The sequence below is a fragment of the Bacillus sp. 196mf genome (assembly GCF_003217275.1).
GTDB lineage: Bacteria > Bacillota > Bacilli > Bacillales > Bacillaceae_G > Bacillus_A > Bacillus_A thuringiensis_S.
On the sequence record NZ_QJTG01000002.1, the window covers coordinates 213,801 to 240,755 of the forward strand.

Consider the following 26,955-nt stretch of genomic DNA (forward strand, 5'->3'; position numbering starts at 1 on the left):
GTCTACACCAAATGAATGGTGTAGACTGTTTTAATTTGTAAGTATAACGGCTTCTAATTTAGGATCTTTAGTTGAATAACCTACTATTGAAATTGTATAAATAACATTTGGTTCAACATTGAATTTCGGAATAGTCAATAAAACGTTTTTATTATCTGCGAGTGAAATTTCAATATCTGCTGTACCAGGGCTAACTTGTAAAAAATCTGTTATTTGTTTAAAGAGTACATTTTCAAATAAATGATCTCCATCTTTTAAATCTACATTTACAACAGGGGTATCTGGAGAGAAATGTGCAAAGCGTATTTTAGCTTGACCAGCTGGTAAATGTGTATTATCAAGTATAGGTTGTAATTGTAGGTGATTATCACTATTTATTGCAGCAAGAGTATAAGTATGATTTCCCATTATTGGTACCAATGCTGAAAAGATTGGAGTTTCATTTCCGACAGGGACAATATCTATACGGTATTTACCTTGCACTAATGATAAATAAGGGCTGAATTGCTTAAATGAAATACTTTTAATAACCTTTTGTCCGTTTACTAAAATATCAACCGCTGATATATTTGGATCGGCATGAAAAATTCTTATATGTGACGGTAAAGCAGCTTCTTGTGAATCCCTTTTCTCATGCGCCTGTACAAGTTTTGAAAGTGCATCGCAATATTTCATATATAATTCTATATATTTTTTAGGATTACGAAACTGATAGTAACGTGCGAGCTGTTCGTATTGCGTAACTTCTTGTCCATATTTTTCAATTTCAGATTGAGACATGAACATTCCTCCTTTGTCATCATTAAAACTATATGCGAAGCAAGAAAGCGGTTATGCGAAAAAAATAATTTTATAAAGGGAAAATTAAAAATTGACAACAAATATGTTTTCATAAAGAGGTGCTGGTGCTTACGAGTATTTGGCAGAGTAAAGCAGTACATATGACTGCACGAAAGTAAAATAAATGCCAAATTGAAACTGCATTTCAATTAACATATTGAATACATGTCCAGCAATCGCTAGAAAACTAGAGTTTTTTTTAATTATAGGCAAATACACATACAAAGTGATAATTGTCCTACATAAATTATAAAGGAAAGGTAGTTTGAATCTGAGGAAAGGGGTGCCACTTCGGGATAGGGATATCCCGATAGTAATTGTGAATGAAGTTATGAAAAGGTTTTGTCTTATAGGCTGTAGGATGAATTTGTAAACATGATTTTTCTATTTATTTTAGCAATTGACAGTATTAACCCATAAGAGAGCGTCATGACGAACTGATTAGTGTGGTTAATCGGTTCTTTTTTTATAGTTTAAAAATGAAAAGTTTACATATTAAATATGAATCTGAATTGGTTAGTAAGGTGGGGTGTCGAAATTTGTTTTAAAATATGCAATTTAAAGTAGGATATTAGGAAGGAGTTTAACGGGAGTTCCGTCGAAGTGTACAGAATGTCGGCATTTAAGGGCAGCTGGCATTATGCTATAAAAACATTTGGTGATGTAGTCATTTCATATAAAAGGGAGGGTTATTTGGGCGTATAGAAAAGGATTGGTCTTCACTTTGAGTTCTGAATTTTCTGTTTTATAAATATTTTTAAGCACTCATTTGTATATTTTATAATAGTTTTTTGATAAATTCACTGCTTTTGCAGAGGATTCTTTTTTATGAAAGAAACGTCAATTTTCTTCATATATATATACAAATTGGAGAAATGGGGGAGCGCTATGCGCGATTACTTAATTAAACCACTTGTTGGTCAGCCGTATCCAATGATTTCACATGGAAAAGGTGTTTATTTGTATGATCAAAATGGTAATAAATATTTTGATGGTTCGTCAGGAGCAATTACGGCAGGTATTGGGCATGGCGTAAAGGAGATTGCAGACGTTATTAAAAAGCAAGCTGAGGAGATTGCTTTTGTTTATAGATCACAGTTTACGAGTGAACCAGCTGAAAAATTAGCAAAGAAGTTAAGTGATTTAAGTGTAGGAGATTTGAACTGGAGTTTCTTTGTAAATAGTGGTACGGAAGCAAATGAAACAGCTATGAAAATTGCAATTCAGCATTTTCAAGAGCGAGGTATTCAAGGGAAACATAAAATATTATCAAGATGGATGAGTTATCACGGTATTACGATGGGTGCGTTATCGATGTCTGGCCACCCACTACGTAGACAACGTTTCGTATCTATTTTGGAAGATTATCCGACTATACCAGCTCCATATTGTTTCAGATGCCCTGTTCAAAAGGTATATCCAACTTGTCAGCTGGCATGTGCGACTGAACTAGAAAGATCAATTGAAAGAATTGGTGCAGAGCATATTGCTGCTTTTATTGCTGAGCCGATTATCGGAGCAGCTGGAGGCGCGGTTGTTCCGCCGAAAGACTATTATAAAGTCATTAAAGATATTTGCGACCATTACGATATTTTATTTATTGCGGATGAAGTGATGACTGGGCTTGGTCGTACTGGAGCATGGTTTGCAATGGAGCATTGGGGTGTAGAACCGGATATCATGACACTTGGTAAAGGGTTAGGAGCGGGATATACACCGATGGCAGCGACAGTTGTAAGTGATCGTGTTATGGAACCAATATTACGTGGGTCACGTTCAGTAATGAGCGGTCATACGTTAAGTGCCAATCCATTGTCTGCAGCAACGGCTTTAGCTGTTATTGAATATATGGAGAAACATAATCTCCCTGAAAAAACAGCAGAAAAGGGAGAGTATTTAATAAAAGGCTTACAGAAAGTTCAGCAACAATCGACAATCATTGCTGATGTGCGCGGAAAAGGGTTGCTAATCGGAGTAGAATTGCAACCGTTTACAAAAGCGTCGGAGCTTATTTCAGTTGCAGCTAAAAATGGTCTACTTTTATACCAAGCAGTTTCAGGGCAAGCAGGAAAAGAAGATAGTGCACTGCTTGTAGCACCGCCAATGACAACTACATATTCCGAGTTAGATGAATTACTTTCAATTTTCTCTAAAAGTGTGGAAGAGATGATGCAAAAAGGAGGGCATAGTATCGCATGACAACTATTACAAATACATTCGGTAAATTAAAAGAAATTGAGGAAGTAATTTCTTTGTTCCATGATGATATGACATTAATGTTTGGGGGATTTGGAGGGATTGGATCCCCTCCATCTTTAATACAGGCAATTTTAGAAAAAGGCGTTACAAATTTAAATTTGATTGGAAATGACACTGGATTCCCTGATGTAGGTATCGGTCGTCTTGTTACAAATGAAAGAGTTAAATCACTAATTACTTCTCATATTGGCTCCAACCCAAATGCAGGAAGGCAACTAAACGAGGGAAGATTACAAATTGAGTTTTCTCCGCAGGGAACATTAGCAGAGCGCATTCGCGCTGGTGGCGTTGGTCTTGGTGGTGTTTTAGTTGATGTTGGTGTTGATACGATTGTGGAAGAGGGAAAACGAACAGTTGAAATGAATGGTAAGACCTACTTAGTTGAAACAGCATTAACTGCTGAAGTTTCAATTGTATATGCGAAAAAGGCAGATCCGTTTGGTAACCTTGTATTTGACAAAAGTGCACGAAATATGAATCCTCATGTAGCGATGGCTGGGGATATAACAATTGTAGAAGCAGAAGAAATAGTCCCGCTTGGAAGTTTAGATCCAGAGGAAATTGTCGTTCCAGGTGTTTTCGTAAATTATATTGTACCGTCGGAAGGAGTGAACTGGAAATGGGTATGGGCGTAGAAGTGAGGGATAAGATTGCTAGGCGTGCGGCGAAAGAAATACAAAATGGTATGATTGTAAATTTAGGTATTGGCATACCATCGCTTGTACCAAATCATTTGCCTGACGATATAAATGTTATGTTTCATGCGGAAAATGGAATCGTCGGCATGGGACCAACGCCAAGTAAAGGGAATGAAGACGAAAATTTGTGTAATGCAGCAGGTTTACCAACTTCTCTTATAACAGGAGCGAGTTATTTCGATAGTTGCACAGCGTTTGGTATGATTCGAAAAGGTTTGCTAGATATAACGATTCTTGGTTCATTACAAGTAAGTGAAAATGGTGATTTAGCAAACTGGATTGTACCTGGAAAACGTGTTCCAGGTATTGGTGGAGCAATGGATTTAGCACAAAAAGCGAAGCGGGTCGTTGTTGTGATGAATCATGTTGATAAGTACGGAAATGCAAAAATTGTTTCAGAGTGTACATTGCCATTAACTTCAAAGAAATGTGTAGATTTAATTATTACTGATATGGCAGTCATGGAGGTAACTCCGAGTGGACTTATATTACAAGAATTAATGAGCCCATACACAGTAGAAGATATAAAACGACATACAGAAGCTGATTTTCAAATTAATTCTAACTTACTAGTAATTGAATGAAGGGAGATGTAATATATGGAGCAATTAAAAAAGCAAGTTTGTGATTATATTGAGAGCCATGAAGAGGAAAGTGTGAAATTTTTAAAACGATTAATTCAAGAAAAGAGCGTATCTGGTGATGAAAGCGGTGCGCAGGCGATTGTGATTGAAAAATTACGTGAATTAGGTTTAGACCTCGATATATGGGAGCCTTCTTTTTCTAAAATGAAAGATCATCCTTATTTTGTATCACCCCGTACAAGTTTTTCAGATAGCCCAAATATTGTAGCAACTTTAAAAGGAAGTGGCGACGGGAAATCTATGATATTAAATGGGCATATTGATGTAGTTCCAGAAGGGGATGTGAATCAGTGGGAACATCATCCTTATAGCGGTGAGAAAATAGGAAATCGTATATATGGCCGTGGAACGACGGATATGAAAGGTGGAAATGTCGCACTCATGCTTGCAATGGAAGCGATTATTGAATCTAGCATTGAATTAAAAGGAGACATCTATTTTCAAAGTGTAATAGAAGAGGAAAGTGGCGGAGCAGGGACATTAGCAACTATATTACGAGGATATAAGGCAGATGGTGTCATTATTCCAGAGCCTACTAATATGAAGTTTTTCCCGAAACAACAAGGTTCCATGTGGTTTCGTTTACGTGTAAAAGGGAAAGCTGCACACGGTGGAACGCGTTATGAAGGGGTTAGTGCAATTGAAAAAAGTATGTTTGTTATAGAACATGTAAGAAAGCTAGAGAAGAAAAGAAATAGTCGAATTACAGATCCGTTATTTAAAGGGATTCCGATTCCAATTCCAATTAACATTGGGAAAATTGAAGGAGGGAGTTGGCCAAGTTCTGTTCCAGATGAATTAATTTTAGAAGGAAGATGCGGTGTTGCGCCGAATGAGACTATAGAGGCGGCAAAAGAAGAGTTTGAGAATTGGATTGTTGAATTAAATGATGTGGACAATTGGTTTGTTGAAAATCCAGTAGAAGTAGAGTGGTTTGGAGCGAGATGGGTTCCTGGTGAATTAGAAGAGAATCATGAACTCATTACAACACTTCATCACAACTTTGTTGAAATCGAAGAGAACGAACCAATTATTGAAGCATCTCCGTGGGGGACTGATGGAGGTTTATTTACACAAATTGCAAACGTACCAACAATAGTATTTGGTCCAGGAGAGACGAAAGTAGCACACTATCCAAACGAATATATAGAAGTTGATAAAATGATAGCTGCCGCAAAAATTATTGCATGTACATTACTAGATTGGTGTGAGGTGAAAAAATGAAATACTATGAATCTTTTAGAGAACAGACGAATTGTTATACAGTAGAAGGCGTTTTAGATTATTTTAATAAGCGTATTCGGGTAGATCACTATACAGGAAATGTTGAAAGTATTATACAGACAATTGACGAACTAGCAGAGGAACATTCTTTCACTAAATGTATTATTAAAGGAAAGGGAGAGCATGTTTCAACATGGCTCTCTTTCGGTTTTTTGTTGGAAGCAACGATACCTCATTATTTTCAAGGACACGATGCATACTTTTTGGTGAAATATAATAATGATGAAAGACGAAATAGTATGCATTGGACTGAGGAAGATACTATATTAAGCGGTGTAAAAGGAAAAGAAATAAAAGAAAAAGTAGTTCCAGAGAAATTTTTGCTGAGAAAAGCGACTGAAGAAGATGCAGAAGAATTAGCAACTGTATTCGGAAAAGTATTTGAAGTGTATCCGACACCTTTAAATGAAGCGAGTTATGTATTACAGACGATGAAAGAAGACGATACAATTTACTACGTATATGAATATGAGGGAAAAATTATTAGTACAGCATCTGCAGAAATGAATATAAAAGAAGGGAATGCAGAATTAACGAATTGTGCTACTTTACCTGAATATCGTAAACATGGATTTATGAAAAGTTTACTAATTAAATTAGAGGAAGAGCTTCGAGAAAGATCTATTTTCTGCTCCTATACAATTGCTCGATCGCTTTCTTTCGGAATGAATGCTGCCTTTCATCAATTAGGTTATACGTATACAGGAAGACTGGCGAATAATTGCTACATTTTCGATAAGTTGGAAGATATGAATATATGGGTGAAAGATCTTTCTAGCTATTCGAAAGCAGTAAAACTTCCGCCTCAAAATTCGGCTGTAAAGCAAAACAGTTAGGTGGAGCTGGGTGTTCGAAAAGCTGTACTAATTAGAGTTTCGAGTTATCTAATGAAAATATAAAATTGGTCAAAATTATAGAACGGAATCGTCATGCTTACAATCGCACATAGGTGTGCCGAAAATTCGGCATGTAATTGCTGGATTTTCGGCAAGAGGGGGGATGACATTGCTAGCAGTTTCGACACAAGAAGTCATTGAAGCGATTTTGGGCAGTATTGATGAGGCTATACACGCTGTAGATGAGAATGGAATTACAATATTTTATAATTCTGTAGCTGCAAAACACGATGGATCGAAGATTGAAAAAGTGTTAGGGAAACATCTGTTAGAAGCGTTCCCGTCTTTATCAAGGGAAACGAGTACATTGATGAAAGTACTAGATACAAAAAAACCTATCGTACATCAAGCACAGCATTATCAAAATTTAAATGGTGAAGATGTTTGTACAGTAAATACGACGTTACCTATTTTTATAGATGGGAATATTGCTGGGGCTGTTGAAATTGCAAAGGATTACTCTACAATTCAAAAACTTACTGACACAATTGTTGACTTACAGTCGAAAATAAAGCGATCATCTAGAAAAAAAGTGATTAAAAAGCATGCTGCATTTGAGACGATAGTGACAAATGATACGCGGTTTAAACAGACGAAAGAGTTAGCACAAAAAGTAGCACCAACAGACGCAAATGTTTTAATATATGGTGAAACAGGAACAGGAAAAGAACTGTTCGTACAAGCAATTCATGAAGCTTCTAAAAGAAAAAACAAGCCATTTATTGCACAAAACTGTGCAGCTTTACCAGAGTCGCTATTAGAAAGTTTATTGTTTGGAACGACAAAAGGAAGCTATACAGGAGCGATTGAAAGAGCTGGGCTATTTGAACTTGTTGATGGTGGTACATTATTTTTAGATGAACTGAATTCAATGCCTCTTGATTTGCAGGCAAAAATGTTACGAGTGTTAGAAGATGGAGTCATTAGAAGAATTGGTGATAATAAGACGAGAAAAGTAGATGTTCGTGTTATTACCGCAATGAACCAGCCTCCAGAAATATGTTTACGAGAGAATAAAATTCGCACTGATTTATATTATCGCTTAAACGTATTTTCATTATATATCCCACCGCTTCGTGAAAGAACTGAGGATGTACTATTATTAGCATCTTATTTTTTGAAAGAATATAATAAAAGTTATAAAAAAGGTGTACTTCAAATTGATGAGGAAGCGAAAGATAGACTGCAAGCTTATCAGTGGCCTGGAAATGTCCGAGAGTTAAAACATACGATTGAACATGCTGTTATTATTGCAGAAGGGAATACATTAACAGCCAATTGTTTACCACGTACATTTCGGAAAGAGAATTTTTCGAAGAAGAAGGGTATAATGCCACTTAGAGAAGCACTTCATCAAACAGAAAAAGAATTAATAGATCAAGCGTTGATTGAAACGGAAGGGAATATATTACAAGCCGCAAAAATGTTAGGTATCCCTCGTCAAACGCTTCAATATAAACTGAGCAAGTACGACAAAACCGCCGAATAATCGGCGGTTTTTGTGTGTTTGCACGAATAAAAGAGCGTTTACATATATAAAAAGTAATGAATATGATGTTAAGTATTGATTTCATACAACGCTTAAAAATATTTTTTCGCTTATGTAATAGGGTTCTCCGCACATTTACTTATCAACAATGTAAAGTTGGCATAACTATTGCTTATATAAAGGATGAGCGTATAAAAAGGGGGAATAGCAATGTTACATGATGTATACAAACCAAATCGTCACTGGAAGGATATCGAATTATGGAAAGATGTTACTGAAGAGCAATGGAATGATTGGGTTTGGCAATTAACGAATACGATCAAAACGTTAGATGACTTAAGAAAAGTAATTAACTTAACACCTGAAGAAGAAGAGGGCGTTAAAATTTCAACGAAAACGATCCCGTTAAACATTACACCGTACTATGCTTGGCTAATGAATCCTGATGATCCACGCTGTCCGATTCGGATGCAATCAGTACCGATTTCGGAAGAGTTATATAAAACAAAATATGATTTAGAAGATCCGCTTCACGAAGATGAAGATTCACCAGTTCCAGGGCTAACACATCGTTATCCGGACCGTGTACTATTCTTAGTAACAAATCAATGTTCTATGTATTGTCGTTACTGTACACGCCGTCGTTTTAGTGGACAAATTGGAATGGGTGTACCGAAGAAACAATTAGATGATGCGATTGCTTATATTAGTGAAACACCACAAGTACGAGATGTATTAATCTCCGGTGGTGATGGACTTCTAATTAACGATAAAATTTTAGAATATGTATTAAAAAATTTACGTGAGATTCCGCATGTTGAGATTATTCGTATCGGAACGAGAGCACCAGTAGTATTCCCACAACGTATTACAGAAAATTTATGTAACATTATTAAAAAATACCATCCAGTATGGTTAAATACACATTTCAATACATCTATTGAAATTACTGAAGAATCGAAAAAGGCATGTGAAATGTTAGCGAATGCTGGTGTTCCAGTCGGAAACCAAGCAGTAATTTTAGCTGGTATTAACGACAGCGTTCCAATTATGAAAAAACTTATGCATGACTTAGTAAAAATCCGTGTACGTCCATATTACATTTATCAATGTGATTTATCTGAAGGTATCGGTCACTTCCGTGCACCAGTATCTAAAGGTCTTGAAATTATTGAAGGTTTACGTGGACACACATCTGGTTATGCTGTTCCGACATTCGTTGTTGATGCGCCAGGTGGAGGCGGTAAAATTGCACTTCAACCAAACTATTTAATCTCACAAAGTGCAGATAAAGTTGTACTTCGTAACTTTGAAGGTGTTATTACGACGTATCCAGAGCCAGAGAGCTATATTCCAGGAAGAGCGGAAGGATACTTTAAAGAGATTTATCCGAACTACGAAGAAAAACGTTCAGATGTTGGTATCGCAGGTCTTATGAGCGATAAGAAATTTAACCTCGTTCCAGACGACTTACAGCGTATGAACCGTCGTAAAGACTATGAAGATAATGATACGCATGCATCTTTAAAAGATAAACGTGATAAGCGTGATCAATTAAAAGATAAAAAATATCAAGCACAAATGGCTAAATTAGAAGAAAACGACAAAAAAACTGAGGGTGATGCAGTATGAATTGTATGTGGTGTGACAGTACAGAAGCGAAAGAAAGCTTGAATACTGTATATTGGGAATTACCAGATGGTACGAAAGCCATTGAAATCCAAAAGACACCATGTATTTCTTGTTCCTCGTGCGGGATGGACTATCAATCAGACCATACAGTAAAAGAAATTGAAGATCAATTATTTTTAATTTACACGAAAGATTTACCAAAACAACTAACGTATGAAGAATTAATGGGAAGACCGCGTCTATTAAAAAGAAATTATTTCGACTTTTAACCAGCTTTTATGCTGGTTTTTTTCTTTTTCGCCTTGTATAATGTACCCAAGTTAGAAAGGTAGGGAATATTTTTGAAAAAAACATTTTACCATTATATGATGAAGCATCGTGCAGCTTTATTTAGAAATGAAATTTCAGATTTAGCAGAGGCGATGTATGATGATTTAAGTTTTCCGAAGCAATCTGAAGACTATGATGAAATTAGTTCATACTTAGAGTTGAGCGGAATGCTAGAAAGTATGTCTATATTTGATGAAGCCTGGGATTTATACATACAAGATAGATAAAAACTATTTGAAAACATACAGAATACATTACTTTGTTTAAAGTGAAGTATTCTGTATGTTTTTTTATACGAAATTTGTTGATTTGAAGCTAGTCTAGTTACTAGCTTTTTTTTGAGTGTAACGTAAATTTTATAAGATTATAATTTTTATTGAAAAAATTTATGAATATAAGCTTCTGTGATAAGCGTTTTTATGTAGGTTGCATATACTGATATCAAAATCACGACGTCAAAAAAAGGAGAGATAGAGATGGCAAGAAAAAAACAACCTAAATACAACGTAGGGGACATAGTCGTGATTACGCTATATGGAACCGTTGGGAAAATCACAAATATGAAGGTTTTAGATGGAGTTTATGTATACGAAGTCAATAATCATGATGGATTTTACGTAGAGCAAACATTGCAGCACGTTACAGAGCAAGATATGAAAAAGGGCGATACGGAGTGGATTGAATTAAATTATAATTTCACGTTTGGTGATCTTGTGCAAGTAACTGGATATGATAAAGATGTTTTCCGTATTGTTGGTTTTCGTACAGAAGTATGGAGATATAAGAATGACGCATGGGAAGATACAATTTATGAATTGTCACGGATTACGGATGGTGAATGGTTAGAAGCGGATGAGTCAGATTTAACGTTACTTGCAAATGCTCAAACGGCAAATGCAATTTTGAAGAAACTGAAACAAGATAAAGCAGGTATGAATAAATTGGATTTAGGAAAGTTAAAGTCAATTAACAACTCGAAAAAAGTGAGTGTTAAGACGAATCGTCAAGAAATCATTGATGGATTACTTGATATTTATAACGATTATCAATTATTGTTCGATACATTTAAAGATGAAGAATATAAAATTGTAATGGATGTTGTTCATAATTATTTAGTTAAATTGACAGAGAAAAAATAGTTAACTAGAAAGAGAGAATAAATTGAACAACAACATATGCAGTATAAGGTATGCCTACAACTATTAAAAAAATAAAAAGCCACTTTATAAGAGAGTCTGCCCATTGATCTTCATGCATGAACTCTTCTTTTGTTTGTCCTACTTCATATTGATTTTCCATTATTATTTCCCCCTTTGAATAGCTTGTACTACAATCGTATGCATCTCGTCCAAAGCTTATGACCTATAAAAAAATAAAATCTATTTTTCTAATCTCATATACATAATTTTGAGATTTTTTCATAAAACAGAAATAAAGGAGTGATGCTCATGAAGGAAATTGAAGTCGTGATTGATACGGAAGAGATTGCGGAGTTTTTTTATGAGCAACTAATTGAAAGAGGGTACGTCCCAAAACGAGAAGAAATTGAAGATCTCGCAGATATTACATTTGAGTATTTATTAGAGAAATGCATGATTGATGAAGTTTTTGATGAAGAGGATGAATGAAAGTAACGACGGGCATAACTCGTCGTTTTTTACTCTTTACAAACCTGTCACAAATATAGTCAATAATTATTGGTATAATGAAAAGGAAATTTTACTCAAGAGGTGAAGTAATGTTCAAAAAAATTATTGATTCTTTATTAGGAAAGAAAAAATATCATTCGTATTCAAGTAGTGATTATCGTCGTAGAGGGCGCTCGTATTCAAGTAGCGATTATAAACGACGTTCATCTGGTTATGGACATCAACATTATAAAAGAAAACGTAAAAGCCGTAGCTTCTTTTCAAGTAGCTGATGAAATGGCGTCGTGTACTAGCATTATTTGATAGACCACTGCGAAAAAATACAATTGTTGCAGAGCGTTATAAAATTGAATCAGTAATTGGAATGGGCAGTTATGGGGTTACATATGTTGTTAATGATTTGCAAATAAATAGATATAAAGTCTTAAAACAATTAAGACAAAGTAAACAAAGATATGAGTCTGGTAGAAAATCATTTGAACAAGAGAAAATGATTTTACAAACATTAAATTATCATGCAATTCCTAGTCTATATGATCATTTCATATGGGAGAAAAAGAGCTTCTTTGTGATGGAGTACATGCCTGGTAAAAATTTTGAAGATTATATTTTCATAGATGAGTATGTATATACAGAACGTGAAGTTTTTGAGATTTTATATGAAATATTAGAAATTGTATCGGTGTTTCATAGTGAAGGCATTATTCACCGAGATTTACGCATTCCAAACATATTAATGAAAGAAAATCAAATTAGTATTATTGATTTTGGATTAGCTAAATGGAAAGGTGAGGATGATGAGCGAGCTACAACTTACGAAGGTGAACAAGCTTTGATGCGAGAAGTTCAATTTCGTAGCGACTTTTATGCGCTCGGTCATTTCTCATTATTTTTATTATATGCAGGATATGAATCTAATGAAAAACAGGAAAAACCATGGTACGAAGAATTAACTTTGGAAAATTATAATCGCGAAATGCTTATGCGAATGTTACAAATAAAAACGCCGTACTATGAGAATGTACAAGATTTAAAACAAGATGTAGCTTCTGCTTTAGAAAGGATGGAGACTCCATGTTTCAAAAGTTTTTAGCAAGCGTTGGTATTGGAAGTGCAAAGGTAGATACTGTTCTTGAAAAAGATGAGTATATTGTTGGGGAAGAAATAGTTGGAAAGGTTCATATAACTGGAGGTTCAGTTAGCCAACAAATTGAAAGCATTTACTTAACATTATCGACGTCGTATGTACGAGAAGTGGATGATAAAAAAGTAACAGCAACATATGATTTAGAGCGAGTACGCTTAACAGAACCTTTTTCTGTAGAACCGAATGAAAAAGTTGAAATTCCATTTTCTTTTCCAATGCCAATTGAAGCACCACTTACACTTGGTATGAAAACGGTTTGGATTCATACAGGTCTTGATATTAAACGTAGTATAGACCCAAGTGACCGCGACTACGTTCAAGTGTTACCCAATGCATTATTAAGTAGTGTTTTAGATAGTGTAAATGAATTAGGGTTTAAAGCACGTCATATAGAATGTGAAGAATTACCGCATCGATTACGTAAGCAAGTTCCATTCGCACAAGAATTTGAGTTTATTCCGGTTTCTGGAGAGCATTATGGGAAATTAGATGAATTAGAATTATTAATCTTGCCACGTGCATACGACCGACTAGAAATTATTATGGAAGTAGATAGAAAATCCCGTGGTTTAGCTGGATTATTCGCTGAGGCGCTTGATCTTGATGAGAAGGTGATTCGTTTTACCGTAACAAGAGAAGATATCCCTGAGATGAAGCAAAAAATTAATAATTATATTTTTTAATAAACTATGCATAAAAAAGAAATGGAGAGGAAAACTAAAACAACCGCTCCATTTTTTTGCATAGTGAGGTTATGTATGTGAAACGATATCGACATTTATACTTGCTAAGTTTTACGTTACTCATTTGTTTTGTCGTATTATCACTTTCGTATCATACCGCTTGTATTGAGAATTTTGACAATATAGTCGCACATTTTATTCAAAGCTTTCGAAACGATTATTTGACGACCTATTTTACTTGGGTGTCTTTTATCGGTTCAAAAAGAATATATTTTCCATTACTCATTATTCTTGTAATGTATTTTCTCGTTAGAAAAAAGTTGCTTAGTGCGTTACTTCTAACAATTAATTACTACGGATCTCGTTATTTAAACAGTATGCTTAAACTATGGTACGAACGAGCAAGACCTGATGTCACGCAGCTTGTTACTGCAACTGGATATAGTTTTCCGAGCGGTCATACGATGAATGCTACTGCTTTTTTAGGATTTATTGCATACGTCACAATTACTGAAGATCGTATTTCATTGCATAAAAAATTATTAATTATTCTTATAGCAAGCTTTGTTGTATTATCTATTTCAGTTAGCCGAATATATCTTGGCGTGCACTATCCATCTGACGTATTAGCAGGATGGGCAGCTGGCGGTAGCTGGCTCGTTTTATGTGTTATATTTCATAAAACGTTCATAAAAAAAGAACCTATGTCATAATAGGTTCTTTTTTCATTGGCTCAACATGAATGTGTGCATGGTAAATTCCAAACTTTTTGCGAAGCATAGCCTCGATATTGTCAGTAATACAGTGACTTTCTCCAACATCCATACGAGCATCTACTTCAATTGTAATATCAACGTACGTTTGATTCCCGTACATACGAGCTCGAATATCTACAATGTTTTCCACACCGCCAATATGTTCAATAGCATCAGCGTATTCCTCCATTTTATCAGGATCAATTCCATCTGTTAGCATATGAGAAGATTCTACGAAAATCTCCCATGCAGTTTTACAAATAATAAGACCGACAATTAAAGCGGCAATAGGGTCTAAAATAGGCATTTGGAACTGAGAACCGACAATACCTACTACAGTACCAATACTTACGAGTGCATCTGATAAATTATCCTTTGCAGCGGCTTCTAATGATTTACTTTTTGTTCGTGCTGCAATTTTTTTCGTATACAAATACACGCAGTACATAACGACAGCAGAAAATAGAGCAACCCATGCAGCGAGTACATTAGGTGCTGCTTGTTTCGGATTTAAGAAAGATTGAATGGCACTAATAACAACTTCTAATCCGACTGTTGCCATAATGAAGGACGCAACAAGTGATGCGATTTGTTCGGCCCGCGAATGCCCATACGGATGATCTGGGTCACGAGGTTTACGAGATATTTTTAGACCAATTAATATCGCTAAAGAAGCACCGATATCCGTTAAGTTATTTAAACCGTCAGCACGTAATGCACTAGAGAGGGTAATATAACTGATGATGATTTTCATAGAGGATAAAAATATGTAGGCCATAATGCTGACAATAGCACCTTTATCAGCTTCTTTATGAGAAAGAGTATCCATTTTAATCACTCACCTTTCTTTAAAGGAATTCTTTCTATAAATAGAGTATCAAACGAAAGTCGTGTGGGTCTATACAAACATTGTTGACGTTTTATAGCTTTTTAAGAAGGGGATAACAAAGTTTCGTGAAGGAAAAATATGTTGAAAAGTACAAAGTCAGGGTGTAAACCGAATTGGAGTTTATTTACTAAAGAGATAGGAGGGGAGATGGATGAGGAAACGAATACTTTTCTTACTATGTATTATTCTTATAATGACAAGGTGTAATTCATTAAACGATGAAAAACGTCAAAAGGTAAGTGTGAAAATAGATGAAAGCCCTCTGAAAAATATTTTCCAGAGGGCTTTTATTTTAGTATGCTTCTAAAAACTCAGTAACTTGCTCTTCAGTTTTTGCGTTAGCACTATGTAAGTGGCCTAACTTCTCACCATTTTGGTATACAAGTAAACTTGGAATACCCATTACTTGATACTCTTCAGCGATACTTGGAAACTCATCTTTATTAATAGAATACCATTCAAATTTATTGAACTCTTCCATTACATCTCCGATAAAGTTGTCCATACGTACGCAATCTGGGCACCATGTAGTAAAGAACTTAACAACTACAGGCTCCTCGCTTGCGATGATGTCTTTGAATTCTTGTTCTGTTTTAATTTCTTTCATAAGTAAAACTCCTTTCAATATCACACGAATTTATATGCAAAATTCGTATTTGCAAACATGTTGCAAACTTATTATTTGTTTTTTAGTTTTGTAGTTCGTTCACACTTATAAAATTGTATGTAACATGACTGCGCTACTAAGTGTGAAAATAACGAAACCTCACTTTTCTTTATAAGCTTTTTCCAGGATTGTGTCAAACTTTTGAATTTTATACAAAAATTAAAGAAGCCCACACTTTGATTGAGTATGGGCAGAGGGACTAAAATTAATCGCTTATTAATTTCGAATAGATATTTAAATCGATAAGCTTTCCAGCTGATTTTTCGCTCTTTCTCAGAGTACCTTCAAAAGTAAAGTTTAATTTTTCTAATACTTTTATGGAATTTACATTTGCAGGTTCAACTTTTGCTTCAACACGATTTAGTTTTAGATGTGTAAAAGCATAATCTAATAAAGAGGATATTGCTTCAGGTGCATATCCTTTACCCCAAAATGTTTTTGAAATATCATAGCCAATCTCAGTCTTTGAGTTTTCAAAATCTAAGGAATTATAGCCACATGAACCGATAATGTGATTAGATTCTTTTTCAATAATAGTAAAACGTATAGCTTTATTATTTTTAGCGAGTTCGTTAAGGAATTGAATCATATCTTTTGCCTGGTTCTCATCAGTGAAATTACTTATATTCATGAATTTAGTAACATCAGGATCAGACCATATTTTAAACATACTTAGTGAATCAGATGCTTTCATTTTCCTTAAATATAATCTCTGTGAGTGTAGTTCTGTAATCAATACTTTTACCTCCGTTATGTTGTAATGATAGGTAGATTAAAAATATTGATATCTGCGCATAATTCAGTCCCTTCTAGATTAATTAACTTTTATTATACAAGAAAATTACTACATTGAACAAAGGCGTTAATTGGAGGTAACGAAATGACAAACTCATCAATTGAATATTGCGTTCAGTGTGATTAAGAAAGTGGTGTATAAAGATGGGACGAGATGAGAGTTACTTCCAAACTAAAAAAAGAGTAGATAATTTAAAAACATTTTACATTCATTTAACCATCTACATACTAGTCAATCTGATGCTTTTTTTACTTTTTAAGTAGTGAATTAGCTATTTTTTATTTTAATTACAAAAATTGAATAAGGTTAGAAATTATATGGTTGTAACGGGAATTAAGGGATATGAATAAAAAAATTTATCTCGCATTAACGGGCAGTAAGATCCTCACCTCAAAATTCAGCGGAAGCAAAGAAGTTAGGTGGAGTCGGGATGCCCGTAAAAGCCCGATTGGTGAGGGCTGATTAAAGTTTCACTTTATTAGGGATTTGCCTTAAACATTTATTGCAGTTAAGAATATTTATAATAATATGAACTAAAAAAGGTCCGATTTTTGTAATGTTGGAGGGGATTATTGTGGACATAACTCAAAGCGTATCAAGAATAGTGGTTAATGGAAAAGACCTTTCTTTCACTTCAGTTCAAACCTCTGCATGGAATCATGGACCTGTAAATGATTTAATCATTACGACGAATCAGAGGGTGAATGAGCTTTTTCAATTCATGTGGTCACAAGTACCGGTTACGATGTCGATATATTTTCTGCAAGGGGCGGATTTACTTAGGTTCGTCAGGGTTGCGGGAATTAATGAGCGTGTAACAGGAGAATATGTATATCATTTCATTTGGTAATAAGAAGGAGTCAAAGTAGTCTAGCAGCTACTTTTTTATTTTGTTATTTGAATATAAGCGAGTGGACTACCTTTATAGTACCCACTGAAATAAAGAATCATAATATAATTTGTAATAACTTATACGGGAAGGGAGCTGAAAATCATGTTTTATTCATATTTTAATTCTGAAACTGGTATGCGACCAGCGTATGGTACATCTATAACGTATAGTGGAGCACAAAGTACAGTCCAAGCTATTCAACAAGCATTGCAAATGCAACAACAATTGCAAATGCAGCAGCAAGGTGTACAACCGTATTATTCATCCGTAGAGTATTTTTACCCAGTACATCATGTTACACCGTACGGAAGTTCTTTTCTTACTATTCCATATGGAACTGTATACAACTTATAACTAGTAAGGAATGAAGTGGTGTATATAAATAAGGGTGCAGGTTAATAGCGCCCTTATGAATAATAAAAATAGCTAGTCCAAACCTTATAAATCAATCTTACATAATATGTAGTAATAAGTTTGAAAGGGGAATTAGTATGTCTTGTTATTACTACTGTAAGTATTGTAAGGAGTATAAAAAGAAGCATCATGATTGTTGTAAGAACACTAGTAAGTGCCATGATAACAAGGACAATCTTGTTAGAGCATCCGCATTTAGAGCTAGAAATACAGTAAATCAAAATGTTCCTGCTAATACTTTTGTGAAAGTGTTATTTCAAAATGAACAATTTGATTTAGCGAATGAGTATAATCCAGCAACATCTATTTTTATGCCGAAGACTAAAGGAGTATATTCTATTATTGGAACGATTGGTTTCTTTCCAAACGATCCAACTTTAAATTATAGAGCGCGTGTAGAAATTCGTGTGAATGGAAACGCAGCGATAGCTATAGATAATGACTTTTTTGGTCCAATAAGTTTTGGAAATGTAGTAAGTGTTTCGACGATTGTTCAATTGAATGCAGGGGATGAAGTTGAGATTTATGCACAAAGTAGTATAGATGGAGTTTTAAGTCCTTTAGAAGATGGTGCACATTTTGAAGCAGCTAGATTTCCTTCTCCAATTAAATAAAGTCATTAAACAATGAGTTTACAGAAGCTTAAAGGTAAACCCTCACCGAAATGGTGAGGGTTTTTTACTCTATTAAAAATAGTAACAGGTCGTCCAAGCTATTCTAATCTATATAGCATACTATGTAAAAATAAGTGTAAAGGGGGACTAACTATGTCTTATTATTACTGTAAGTATTGTAAAGATTACAAAAAGGAAAGTCATGATTGTTATAGGAAAAGTAGTAAATGTGATAGGAAGTATGTAAAGGTGAAGTGTTGTGATGATAAGAAAGAGGAGCTTGTAAGGGCATCGGCATTTAGAGCTGTGAATACAGTTAATCAACCTGTTCTAGCAAATACTCCTGTTAAAGTATTATTTCAAAATGAACAATTTGATCTAGCGAATGAATATAATCCAGTAACATCCATTTTCACTCCGAAAACTAGAGGGGTATATAGTGTATTAGGAAATATAACATTTTCTCCAAATGATTTTAATGTGAATTACAGAGCTAGAGTAGAAATTCGTGTGAATGGAAATCCAGCAATAGCGATAGATAATGATTTCTTTGGAACAGGAGTATTTTTTAATAATGATGTTTCCGTAACTACTATTCTTCAATTAGAAGCAGGAGATGTAGTTGAAATTTTTGCAGAAAGTAGTATTGCTGGCGTAATTGTACAAAATGTTAATGGTGTAAATACGGTTCACTTTGAAGTGGCAAGATTTCCTTCTCCAATTAAATAAAACAGATCATTAAATGTTTTTTAGTAGGTTTAGTTAATCCCCTTACCAAATGGTGGGGGATTATTATTGTTTTTCTAAAATATATAAGTAAACAGGTTAAGTATAGTTTAATTTGTAAGGGTTTCAATCTTCTTCAGATAATAAACAGAATAATAAGTAACATGCTTGTACAAACTCATTGTTAGTAAGTTTACTAGTTTTCTTATAGAACAAGAAAGAAGGAATACATAAAAGATCGTATCGTTACGTTTTTTCTTTACTATATAGAAATTATATATTGAACATAGATTTGTGAAGGTAATACTAATACACTGAAAAGAATAACATAAAGGCGATTACACTATATAAAAACAAAATCAATCCTAAGATGAGTAGTATTGGATGCAGCTTGAACATATTTGACCTCCTTGAGTATATAAAGAATTTTAATATATTATTGGTCAATTTAGAAGGGGGACGGTTGCATAAAAAAAGAGCATACATAATAAGTACGCTCTAAAGAAAGATAGGTTTTATGAGTGGATAATCTCCATACGATAATATATGTTCTTTTAATAAAAACGTGTAAAAAATCAATGAATTATCAATGGAATATCATAAAATGTGTAATTTTAGTTTAGGAATGCATTTATTTTCTTTCTCAGTTATTTTAGGTAACAAATTTGTGAAAATCGTACATTATGCGGACTAACAACGGGATAGCGATCGTACTTCAGTCACATATTTCTTAAAGTCTGGATATTGCGTGATAGTTTGACATTTAGGGGTGCATAGTTGATTAATTATAGACACATTTGTAATTACTTCGTTACAAGGACCGAAAAATGTAACTTTTAGTTTTGAATTTGGTGGGATTTTGAACACGATAGGTTTTTTTTCCATGAAATCAGCTCCTAATATTGAGTATTATAAGTTAAAGGATGTAGAGTCGTATTAGTATAATATGAAACTTCAGTGGATTTGCTTATAATAAAGAATTTCATAGTAGTAAAATTGCTTAAAGATGTAAAGGGGAAATTGAGAATGCGAAATAAAACGTTTAATTAATATAATCAATAAATACGCAAATGGTTAATATAACTAATGCATTTTTTTATTTTCTACATATTATGTTAGTAAGAATTGTATAAGGAGGTAGTATAAAATAGTGGAAGAAAATGTACAAGCTCAGCTTTCGCCACCGTGGATCACATATTTTAATGAATTAAAAAATTCAATAGGTGCTGATCCAACTGTTACAGTTGGGCCGCTTATTCCTGTTGGTGGTAATTATATTATTTTAGTGCATGCGTTAAGTTTGGAAGTTTTAATTTAATAATGTAGGGGGATGTTTTCTAATATCCGTAAAAATGATTGATACCTGGATTGATAGGACGAGATTACATAACAAATGAATAGTAGGGTATATTTCAAATATGAGAATGTTTTATATGGTATATATGTTAAAGTTAATAGAAATATTTCTGAAAGAGAATATATTTTTTAAAACAGTAACGATTCTTTTTATTTATATTATAGATAGCTAGTTTTAGAGAGATAAGGCTTACAATAAAACAAGCTATGAATAAGACATTAAAAAGGAGCTGGAATGTATGGGTTATATTGTAGATATTTCAAAATGGAATGGAACTATCAATTGGGATATTGCAGCATCTCAGCTAGATTTAGTGATTGCTAGAGTTCAAGATGGCTCTAATACGGTGGATTTTATGTATCAAAATTATGTTAGTGAAATGAAAAAGTATAGTATCCCATTCGGTAATTATGCTTTTTGCCGTTTTATATCTATTGCTGATGCAAAGAAAGAGGCACAAGATTTTTGGAATCGTGGTGATCAATCAGCTAAGTTTTGGGTGGCGGACGTAGAAGTTCAAACGATGGCAGATATGCAAGGCGGGACACAGGCATTTATTGATGAATTACGCCGTTTAGGTGCGGAAAAAGTAGGATTATATGTAGGGCATCACATGTATTTATCATTTGGAGCACGTAATATTGAAGCTGATTTCGTATGGATCCCTCGTTATGGAGGGAATAAGCCAGCATATCCATGTGATATTTGGCAATATACGGATTCAGGGAATGTTCCTGGGATTGGGAAATGTGATCTGAATCGATTAGTAGGAAATAAGTCACTTTCTTGGTTTATAGATTCGAACAAAGCAAATCAATCTAACATAGTGTATAAACAGCAACCGAATGGCATTGGTATTGCAGTTTCGAAATATCCTGATGGATACGGAATAAATTTATATGAGAACCCCATGAATCCTCAATTTACAGGTGCACTCACTCAGAAAATTCCATATTTAATCTTAACAGGTTATTGGGGAGGCGGTGAGCAAGATATGATTTGTTTAGGGAACGATAAGCAGTGGGCATATTTAAAACATTTTAAGGTGAAATGGTTTTATGCAACTTCGAAATATCCTGTCGGCTACAGAGTAAATTATTATGAAGAGCCTGAATGTATGAATTATAAAGGAAATATAGATGGATCGACATCTTTTCGAGTGTGGGGTAGAGTGGGAAATGCGGTAGATATCGGGCAGAATAGTTGGATACCTGAAGAACATGTAAGTATTAAGTAACTATAGCAGCCGTATTGTTTTTGAGGTGTATGTAAAGAGTCTTCTTACTATACATAATAGTAAGAAGACTCTTTATGTTTAAAAATGGAAATGCATGATACATAGTCAACTCATATGAAATGAATTACATGCAGAAAACACACTGTTTTCACAATGCCTGTGTATAGTTAATTTGCATAATGATAAAAGTGAGGTATTTGAATTGAAAAAGAAAAAAATATTTATTGGAACAATTATTTCATGCGTGATGCTAGCATTATCTGCATGTGGTTCTTCAGACAACGTAGTAACATCAAAAGTAGGAAATGTTACAGAGAAAGAATTAAGTAAAGAATTAAGACAACAATATGGAGAAAGTACTTTATATCAAATGATGTTAAGTAAGGCATTGTTAGATAAATATAAAGTTTCGGATGAGGAAGCAAAAAAGAAAGTAGAAGAAGCAAAAGATAAAATGGGTGAGAACTTTAAATCAACTTTAGAACAACTTGGATTGAAAAATGAAGATGAATTAAAAGAAAAAATGAAGCCAGAAATTGCATTTGAGAAAGCGATTAAAGCAACAGTCACAGAAAAAGATGTGAAAAATAACTATAAACCAGAAATGAAAGTAAGTCACATTTTAGTGAAAGATGAAAAGACAGCTAAAGAAGTAAAGGAGAAAGTAAATAATGGTGAAGATTTTGCTGCCTTAGCAAAACAGTATTCAGAAGATACTGGTTCAAAGGAACAGGGCGGGGAAATATCTGGTTTTGCTCCTGGACAAACTGTGAAAGAATTTGAGGAAGCTGCGTATAAATTAGATGCAGGCCAAGTAAGTGATCCAGTTAAAACAACTTACGGTTACCATATTATTAAAGTGACGGATAAAAAAGAATTGAAGCCATTTGATGAAGTAAAGGAAAAAATTCGTAAAGATTTAGAACAACAAAGACTACAAGATACGACAGGTAAATGGAAACAACAAGTAGTCAATGATTTATTGAAAGATGCTGATATTAAAGTGAATAATAAAGAATTTAAAGATACATTTAAATTTCTAGAAAAGAAATAATGATTGTAATCATAATTAGAAAAGGGAACTCATATAGAGTTCCCTTTTCTAATTAGTGTGTGAGTTATAAATAGATAGTAAGACAATACAATATTACATTTAAATATTAAGAATTACAATGGGAAATAATGGATATCGAACATAATTTAAAAAATAATACATATAATGTTTTTGAATAAATATTTAATATGGATAATTAGTAAAAAGCTGAGCATTCGAATGGAAAGGATGTTCTTTTTGGTGTGAAAATTTTAGGATAAATAATGAATCGTATTAAACGCGTCATTTACCACATCAATAAATTAAGGTGGGGAGAATATATGAAAGTAATCTTTCAAGGAGAGGGCGGCGCGAAAATTTTTGAGTCATATGATGAAAATGTAAGTGATTTATTAGCTATATTAAAAGAAACGAAAGGGATTAAAATCGGGATTGTTGAGTATAAAGTGTTAAAGTACGAACTTAATTATTTTCGTCATCCGAAAAAAGCGGATACAGAGAGAGAGTTACATATAATAGTACAACCTAAGTATATGTAATGAAATATAATAATAAAAATCACTGATTCAGTTTTGTAAAGTTTCATAGAGTATGTAAGAAAAGAGAGTGTTGTAAATGCTCTCTTTTCTTATGCTTTGTGAGTTCGTTCATCATAGTATATGTGTTCAGTTATAGATGGTTAATAAACGAAAAAATTTAAAACTTTTTTGTTTAGGCAGGGATTTTATATTTAAGTAAATAAATATACTATGAAGTATTTTTTATACGAATATTGGAGGAGTATAAAATGAGTTTAGCAAGTTACATAGGCTGTAATGTAGAAATTCCGTTAACGGAGCCCGATTCTAATGATGTAATTGTTTTTGGATCATGTTTTGCAGAGGAAAGTATGCTTGAAATGGTACAAGAGTATCAATTCCAAAAAAATTACATATATGAGGTTTCAACTAGTTGGGGAATTGAACTTGTCGAGTGGCAAAACGTAAAGGAAAAAAAAGAAGCGAAAGAAAAACTTTTAACTTTATGCAAGATTATGGAAGGTTATTTGGAAGATGGAGACTATTTCGAATTATTCAGTTGTTGGGTTGGTGATGAAGATAAGGAACGAGTAGGGGAATTGAAATTAAAAATAAATCATTTTAATATAGATGAATTATGTATTCCAGAAAGAACATTAGTTAGGATAGAAAAATAAACATTGAAATATTTTTTAAGAAAAGGCGATTTCACTTTGTGTGAAGTCGCCTTTTAGTTGTTATATGCATTTTACATAAGAAATGAGAAGTTTATTTGATAAAGGAAAAAAGTATGGAGATAAATAAAATTATGTTTTTTGTTAAAAAATAATAAGTATGGCTCTTCTCAAAAGAACGTAAGTTCGTGTATAATAAGAACGAATGTTCTTTTGAGAGGTAACCTAATTATAGTTTAGAAGTAAATCCGAGTTTAGTGCGTATTAAAAATAACTAAGGGATAGTATGGCTAAATAAATGTATAAATGATCAAGGAGATAAAAATGAACGATGTAAAGATACAAAAGGAAGAAAGAGAGTGGGTTCCGTTTACAGTAATATCCGAACAACTTTTAAATATGAGAAAGAGTATTGGAGAGAAATTAAAAGTACAAAAACCGCTTTTAACAAACGAAGCAAAAGAGAGAATTTCTGATAAATTATTAACGTCATTACTGTCTGAGAAAGAAATATTGGTAACATATTTTGAAGATGGTTACATACTAACAAACTACATGACTGTTGTACATATCAATCCGGTAAAACAAATTGTAATTTGTACAGACGCCTTTTATAAAACTTACGTATTTAACGCTATGGATATTATTGAAATAACGTAAAAGAAGCTGAATATTAAATGGCAGCTTCTTTTATTTCTGATTTATGAGACAAATAATACAAGAAAAAGCAGCTAGCTTCGTGCTAGCTGCTGAGCCCCAGGGAAAGGGAGAAAAAGATAGGGTACTCCAAAATCAACAAGAGCTGTCAAACAGCCTGATTATAGTATAGACAAATTAAGATTTTCTATACTAAAAGTTGAACATAAGATTAGGCTGTACCCACTTGGTTTTGATCTGCAAGGTCAGAATCAAATGTATTGGTCGCGCTAACACCGCTAAAAGTATTAACAACAAAACCAACGTTTGATGCGCCAGAGCCATTATAAGCTTTCGTATTTTCTTTTGGAGAAACGTTGTAGAAATCACCTAAGTTAAATGAACCATTACTATTTTGTACAACTAAATTCCCTACAACTGATGGCATAATTTTCACCTGCTTTATAATAAGTTGTTAACATTACTATATGGAGTTATAGTCCAGATGGTTCATATAATAAAAATTGTGGAATAGTAAAACGTTTGGAGCATGGATTTCAATAAAAGTGTGTTAAAATTAATATAATAAAGTTGAGTAATTTTTTTAAAAAATTTGTATAATTGATATATACGAAAATAAAGGAGGCAAAATGTAATGAAAGATATTATGAAAAAAGTTGATTTAACAGATGCCAAATCAAGTAATCTTGTTGCACTAATTTATAGTAATGAAGTTATATTAGTTGAAGACGCATTTTGTCCAAATGAAATAAAATTAAAGTTTAATGAAATTGCAATTTTATCTGCAATTAAAACAGCTCATATTGCGAAAGTGTCTATTAGGAAAGAACTTGAAGCGCTTTTTCATGATACGGGTGTTATATTAGTGAAACAAAATGTTGATTATGGTAGTAGCCAATCTATTACCATGCATTTTGAGCAATTTAAAAAATTGCAATATGAGATTGAATATTTAAATAAAAGTATGTAATAAGGCAGCTAAATAAAGGTTCTATCATAAAGGTGGAATGTGTTGTGTTGAAAAAGTGGTTTGAAAATTATTTGGGTGAATCGCATTGTAAACATAAATATATTTTTATTAAGATGCAGGATAATGAGGATTTTAAAAAAGATACATTAGGTGTAGTTTATATTTACCAGTGTGAAAAATGTGGAAAAGAGAAGTTGAAATGTAAAAACGATAATGAAATAAACAATGAATTTTTAGATATATAGCAAAAAGTAACCATGATGGTTACTTTTTTTATTTATGTATGCAATATCAAAACCATTACTAAAGTATGAGTTGAGTTGATACTATAGTAAATGGCTGAATAAAAATGAAGAGAGTAAGATATAGGGAAGGAGGATGAGAGAAATGCAGAGAAAAGAAATTGGTAAATCTGTAATTATTACAGGTGTGACACAAGGGTTAGGACGTGCGATGGTTGACCGATTTGATGAATTAGGGTGGAACATATATGGTTGTGGACGTTCAAAAGATAAAATTGAAGAACTAAAAAAACAGTACAGTAAAATACATGATTTTCAAGTAATTGATGTTTCAGATTCTCAGCAAGTTAACAACTGGGCAAATTATATACTTAATAGACATACGGCTCCCGATATGATAATAAATAATGCATCGATTGTAAATCAAAATGCACAACTTTGGAAAATTACGGCTCAAGAATTCGAAAATGTAATGAATGTAAACGTGAATGGTGTAGTAAATGTAATAAGAGCGTTTGTTCCCGCAATGGTAGCTAGGAAAGAAGGAATTATCATTAATATGAGTTCTAGTTGGGGGAGAGAAGGTGAAGCTGAGCTTGCGCCATATTGTGCCTCAAAATTTGCAATTGAAGGTATCACTAAATCTATGGCACTGGAATTACCTCATGGCATGGCTGTAGTTGCTTTAGATCCTGGAGGGAGTATTAGTACTCCAATGCTGAAGTCATGTGCGCCACAATATATAAATGAATCACCTACACCTGAAACTTGGTCACATAAAGCAACTCAATATATATTGAATATAACAATAGATAAAAATGGAGATTCACTGACATGCCCAGCATGCATATAAAAAGCACCTTTAAGGTGCTTTTTATATTAGTAGCACATTATATCATTCACAAAATTACATTTAAAAAATAAAATAAAAGATTAAGGGTG

At 33.5% G+C, this 26,955-nt stretch carries 35 protein-coding genes and 1 pseudogene; 29 read left to right on the forward strand and 7 right to left on the reverse strand.

The window, feature by feature from the left end; translation table 11 throughout:
- Window positions 1-30: 30 nt before the first annotated feature.
- Window positions 31-780 carry a DUF4397 domain-containing protein gene (locus tag ATL10_RS05335; RefSeq protein ID WP_000083276.1) on the reverse strand — a complete coding sequence of 250 codons (750 nt, stop codon included), beginning with the start codon at window positions 778-780 and terminating at the stop codon, window positions 31-33.
- 948 nt (window positions 781-1,728) lie between these two features.
- Here ATL10_RS05335 and ATL10_RS05340 point away from each other — a divergent pair.
- From ATL10_RS05340 to ATL10_RS05385, 10 genes are all read left to right on the forward strand, one after another.
- Window positions 1,729-3,039, forward strand: a complete 1,311-nt coding sequence (locus tag ATL10_RS05340) for an aspartate aminotransferase family protein (protein ID WP_001205877.1) — start codon at window positions 1,729-1,731, stop codon at window positions 3,037-3,039.
- Window positions 3,036-3,734 (forward strand): acetate CoA-transferase subunit alpha, encoded by a 699-nt coding sequence (gene atoD, locus ATL10_RS05345; protein ID WP_000208107.1) that lies wholly within the window; start codon window positions 3,036-3,038, stop codon window positions 3,732-3,734. Before ATL10_RS05340 ends, atoD begins: the two co-directional genes overlap by 4 nt.
- The gene (locus ATL10_RS05350) at window positions 3,719-4,381 is read left to right on the forward strand and encodes a CoA transferase subunit B (RefSeq protein WP_000525276.1); all 663 of its coding nucleotides are present in this window, start codon (window positions 3,719-3,721) and stop codon (window positions 4,379-4,381) included. Before atoD ends, ATL10_RS05350 begins: the two co-directional genes overlap by 16 nt.
- Window positions 4,382-4,396: 15 nt before the next feature.
- Window positions 4,397-5,665, forward strand: coding sequence for a peptidase (locus ATL10_RS05355; protein WP_097925457.1), 1,269 nt, complete (start codon window positions 4,397-4,399; stop codon window positions 5,663-5,665).
- Window positions 5,662-6,561 carry a putative beta-lysine N-acetyltransferase gene (gene ablB, locus ATL10_RS05360; RefSeq protein WP_000878591.1) on the forward strand — a complete coding sequence of 300 codons (900 nt, stop codon included), beginning with the start codon at window positions 5,662-5,664 and terminating at the stop codon, window positions 6,559-6,561. Before ATL10_RS05355 ends, ablB begins: the two co-directional genes overlap by 4 nt.
- A gap of 163 nt (window positions 6,562-6,724) precedes the next feature.
- Complete coding sequence (rocR, locus tag ATL10_RS05365) at window positions 6,725-8,110, forward strand: arginine utilization transcriptional regulator RocR (protein WP_023521852.1); 1,386 nt, start codon at window positions 6,725-6,727, stop codon at window positions 8,108-8,110.
- Window positions 8,111-8,320: 210 nt separating this feature from the next.
- Window positions 8,321-9,742 (forward strand): lysine 2,3-aminomutase, encoded by a 1,422-nt coding sequence (gene kamA / locus ATL10_RS05370; protein ID WP_000902145.1) that lies wholly within the window; start codon window positions 8,321-8,323, stop codon window positions 9,740-9,742.
- A complete protein-coding gene (locus ATL10_RS05375; RefSeq protein ID WP_000995766.1) occupies window positions 9,739-10,011 on the forward strand; it encodes a YokU family protein in 273 nt (90 codons plus the stop codon). Before kamA ends, ATL10_RS05375 begins: the two co-directional genes overlap by 4 nt.
- Before the next feature lie 72 nt (window positions 10,012-10,083).
- Window positions 10,084-10,299 (forward strand): YozE family protein, encoded by a 216-nt coding sequence (locus tag ATL10_RS05380; protein WP_000750717.1) that lies wholly within the window; start codon window positions 10,084-10,086, stop codon window positions 10,297-10,299.
- 249 nt (window positions 10,300-10,548) lie between these two features.
- Window positions 10,549-11,211 (forward strand): hypothetical protein, encoded by a 663-nt coding sequence (locus tag ATL10_RS05385; RefSeq protein ID WP_000101498.1) that lies wholly within the window; start codon window positions 10,549-10,551, stop codon window positions 11,209-11,211.
- Between the two features lie 4 nt (window positions 11,212-11,215).
- Here the strand turns inward: ATL10_RS05385 and ATL10_RS05390 are convergent, their stop codons facing one another.
- Window positions 11,216-11,371, reverse strand: coding sequence for a DUF3930 family protein (locus tag ATL10_RS05390; protein ID WP_000431486.1), 156 nt, complete (start codon window positions 11,369-11,371; stop codon window positions 11,216-11,218).
- 149 nt (window positions 11,372-11,520) lie between these two features.
- Between ATL10_RS05390 and ATL10_RS05395 the strand changes: the two genes are divergently transcribed.
- The 5 genes from ATL10_RS05395 to ATL10_RS05415 all read left to right on the forward strand — a co-directional run bounded on the left by ATL10_RS05395 (window position 11,521) and on the right by ATL10_RS05415 (window position 14,264).
- Window positions 11,521-11,700 carry a YozD family protein gene (locus ATL10_RS05395; protein ID WP_000658451.1) on the forward strand — a complete coding sequence of 60 codons (180 nt, stop codon included), beginning with the start codon at window positions 11,521-11,523 and terminating at the stop codon, window positions 11,698-11,700.
- Window positions 11,701-11,810: 110 nt separating this feature from the next.
- A complete protein-coding gene (locus ATL10_RS05400) occupies window positions 11,811-11,993 on the forward strand; it encodes a hypothetical protein (RefSeq protein ID WP_071714344.1) in 183 nt (60 codons plus the stop codon).
- A complete protein-coding gene (locus ATL10_RS05405) occupies window positions 11,993-12,814 on the forward strand; it encodes a serine/threonine protein kinase (RefSeq protein WP_086392386.1) in 822 nt (273 codons plus the stop codon). Before ATL10_RS05400 ends, ATL10_RS05405 begins: the two co-directional genes overlap by 1 nt.
- On the forward strand, window positions 12,796-13,551 hold the full coding sequence (locus ATL10_RS05410; protein WP_000486625.1) for a sporulation protein: 756 nt from the start codon (window positions 12,796-12,798) through the stop codon (window positions 13,549-13,551). The genes ATL10_RS05405 and ATL10_RS05410 overlap by 19 nt, the downstream gene beginning before the upstream one ends.
- Window positions 13,552-13,628: 77 nt before the next feature.
- Window positions 13,629-14,264: a phosphatase PAP2 family protein gene (locus tag ATL10_RS05415; RefSeq protein ID WP_000833369.1), complete on the forward strand. Its 636-nt coding sequence runs from the start codon at window positions 13,629-13,631 to the stop codon at window positions 14,262-14,264.
- Here the strand turns inward: ATL10_RS05415 and ATL10_RS05420 are convergent.
- The 3 genes from ATL10_RS05420 to ATL10_RS05430 all read right to left on the reverse strand — a co-directional run bounded on the left by ATL10_RS05420 (window position 14,254) and on the right by ATL10_RS05430 (window position 16,598).
- Complete coding sequence (locus tag ATL10_RS05420; RefSeq protein ID WP_000380385.1) at window positions 14,254-15,135, reverse strand: cation diffusion facilitator family transporter; 882 nt, start codon at window positions 15,133-15,135, stop codon at window positions 14,254-14,256. The genes ATL10_RS05415 and ATL10_RS05420 overlap by 11 nt on opposite strands.
- A gap of 352 nt (window positions 15,136-15,487) precedes the next feature.
- Window positions 15,488-15,802 carry a thioredoxin family protein gene (locus tag ATL10_RS05425; RefSeq protein WP_000658787.1) on the reverse strand — a complete coding sequence of 105 codons (315 nt, stop codon included), beginning with the start codon at window positions 15,800-15,802 and terminating at the stop codon, window positions 15,488-15,490.
- Between the two features lie 265 nt (window positions 15,803-16,067).
- Window positions 16,068-16,598 (reverse strand): GNAT family N-acetyltransferase, encoded by a 531-nt coding sequence (locus ATL10_RS05430; RefSeq protein ID WP_046392668.1) that lies wholly within the window; start codon window positions 16,596-16,598, stop codon window positions 16,068-16,070.
- A gap of 203 nt (window positions 16,599-16,801) precedes the next feature.
- Between ATL10_RS05430 and ATL10_RS05435 the strand changes: the two are divergent.
- The 5 genes and pseudogenes from ATL10_RS05435 to ATL10_RS05455 all read left to right on the forward strand — a co-directional run.
- Window positions 16,802-16,912 (forward strand): annotated as a pseudogene (locus ATL10_RS05435) (2TM domain-containing protein); the annotation flags it as partial.
- A gap of 320 nt (window positions 16,913-17,232) precedes the next feature.
- Window positions 17,233-17,508, forward strand: coding sequence for a hypothetical protein (locus ATL10_RS05440; protein WP_130813707.1), 276 nt, complete (start codon window positions 17,233-17,235; stop codon window positions 17,506-17,508).
- A gap of 144 nt (window positions 17,509-17,652) precedes the next feature.
- Window positions 17,653-17,904, forward strand: a complete 252-nt coding sequence (locus ATL10_RS05445) for a DUF3947 family protein (RefSeq protein ID WP_000500095.1) — start codon at window positions 17,653-17,655, stop codon at window positions 17,902-17,904.
- A 137-nt stretch (window positions 17,905-18,041) separates the two neighbouring features.
- Window positions 18,042-18,578, forward strand: coding sequence for a C1q-like domain-containing protein (locus ATL10_RS05450; protein WP_001278088.1), 537 nt, complete (start codon window positions 18,042-18,044; stop codon window positions 18,576-18,578).
- Window positions 18,579-18,731: 153 nt separating this feature from the next.
- On the forward strand, window positions 18,732-19,307 hold the full coding sequence (locus tag ATL10_RS05455; RefSeq protein ID WP_000122945.1) for a complement C1q domain-containing protein: 576 nt from the start codon (window positions 18,732-18,734) through the stop codon (window positions 19,305-19,307).
- A 687-nt stretch (window positions 19,308-19,994) separates the two neighbouring features.
- Here ATL10_RS05455 and ATL10_RS05465 read toward each other — a convergent pair.
- Window positions 19,995-20,189 (reverse strand): hypothetical protein, encoded by a 195-nt coding sequence (locus ATL10_RS05465; RefSeq protein WP_000412557.1) that lies wholly within the window; start codon window positions 20,187-20,189, stop codon window positions 19,995-19,997.
- A gap of 265 nt (window positions 20,190-20,454) precedes the next feature.
- Between ATL10_RS05465 and ATL10_RS31105 the strand changes: the two genes are divergently transcribed.
- The 6 genes from ATL10_RS31105 to ATL10_RS05490 all read left to right on the forward strand — a co-directional run bounded on the left by ATL10_RS31105 (window position 20,455) and on the right by ATL10_RS05490 (window position 24,804).
- Window positions 20,455-20,622: a hypothetical protein gene (locus ATL10_RS31105; RefSeq protein WP_000392277.1), complete on the forward strand. Its 168-nt coding sequence runs from the start codon at window positions 20,455-20,457 to the stop codon at window positions 20,620-20,622.
- A 277-nt stretch (window positions 20,623-20,899) separates the two neighbouring features.
- A complete protein-coding gene (locus ATL10_RS05470) occupies window positions 20,900-21,898 on the forward strand; it encodes a glycoside hydrolase family 25 protein (RefSeq protein WP_000540668.1) in 999 nt (332 codons plus the stop codon).
- A gap of 202 nt (window positions 21,899-22,100) precedes the next feature.
- Entirely contained in the window at window positions 22,101-22,952 is an 852-nt protein-coding gene (locus ATL10_RS05475) for a peptidylprolyl isomerase PrsA (RefSeq protein WP_000727353.1), read from the forward strand.
- Between the two features lie 320 nt (window positions 22,953-23,272).
- The gene (locus ATL10_RS05480; protein ID WP_000864277.1) at window positions 23,273-23,491 is read left to right on the forward strand and encodes a hypothetical protein; all 219 of its coding nucleotides are present in this window, start codon (window positions 23,273-23,275) and stop codon (window positions 23,489-23,491) included.
- A gap of 248 nt (window positions 23,492-23,739) precedes the next feature.
- Window positions 23,740-24,147: a hypothetical protein gene (locus ATL10_RS05485; RefSeq protein ID WP_061660149.1), complete on the forward strand. Its 408-nt coding sequence runs from the start codon at window positions 23,740-23,742 to the stop codon at window positions 24,145-24,147.
- Window positions 24,148-24,468: 321 nt separating this feature from the next.
- Complete coding sequence (locus tag ATL10_RS05490) at window positions 24,469-24,804, forward strand: YolD-like family protein (RefSeq protein WP_110496551.1); 336 nt, start codon at window positions 24,469-24,471, stop codon at window positions 24,802-24,804.
- Between the two features lie 208 nt (window positions 24,805-25,012).
- Here the strand turns inward: ATL10_RS05490 and gerPF are convergent, their stop codons facing one another.
- Window positions 25,013-25,228, reverse strand: a complete 216-nt coding sequence (gene gerPF, locus ATL10_RS05495; RefSeq protein ID WP_001141569.1) for a spore germination protein GerPF — start codon at window positions 25,226-25,228, stop codon at window positions 25,013-25,015.
- A gap of 207 nt (window positions 25,229-25,435) precedes the next feature.
- On the opposite strand from gerPF, the gene ATL10_RS05500 reads away from it, so the two are divergent.
- From ATL10_RS05500 to ATL10_RS05510, 3 genes are all read left to right on the forward strand, one after another.
- Complete coding sequence (locus ATL10_RS05500; RefSeq protein WP_000651909.1) at window positions 25,436-25,771, forward strand: hypothetical protein; 336 nt, start codon at window positions 25,436-25,438, stop codon at window positions 25,769-25,771.
- Between the two features lie 44 nt (window positions 25,772-25,815).
- Window positions 25,816-26,016, forward strand: a complete 201-nt coding sequence (locus tag ATL10_RS05505; RefSeq protein WP_000915134.1) for a hypothetical protein — start codon at window positions 25,816-25,818, stop codon at window positions 26,014-26,016.
- A 142-nt stretch (window positions 26,017-26,158) separates the two neighbouring features.
- Window positions 26,159-26,866, forward strand: coding sequence for an SDR family oxidoreductase (locus ATL10_RS05510; RefSeq protein ID WP_001189038.1), 708 nt, complete (start codon window positions 26,159-26,161; stop codon window positions 26,864-26,866).
- Window positions 26,867-26,955 lie beyond the last annotated feature (89 nt).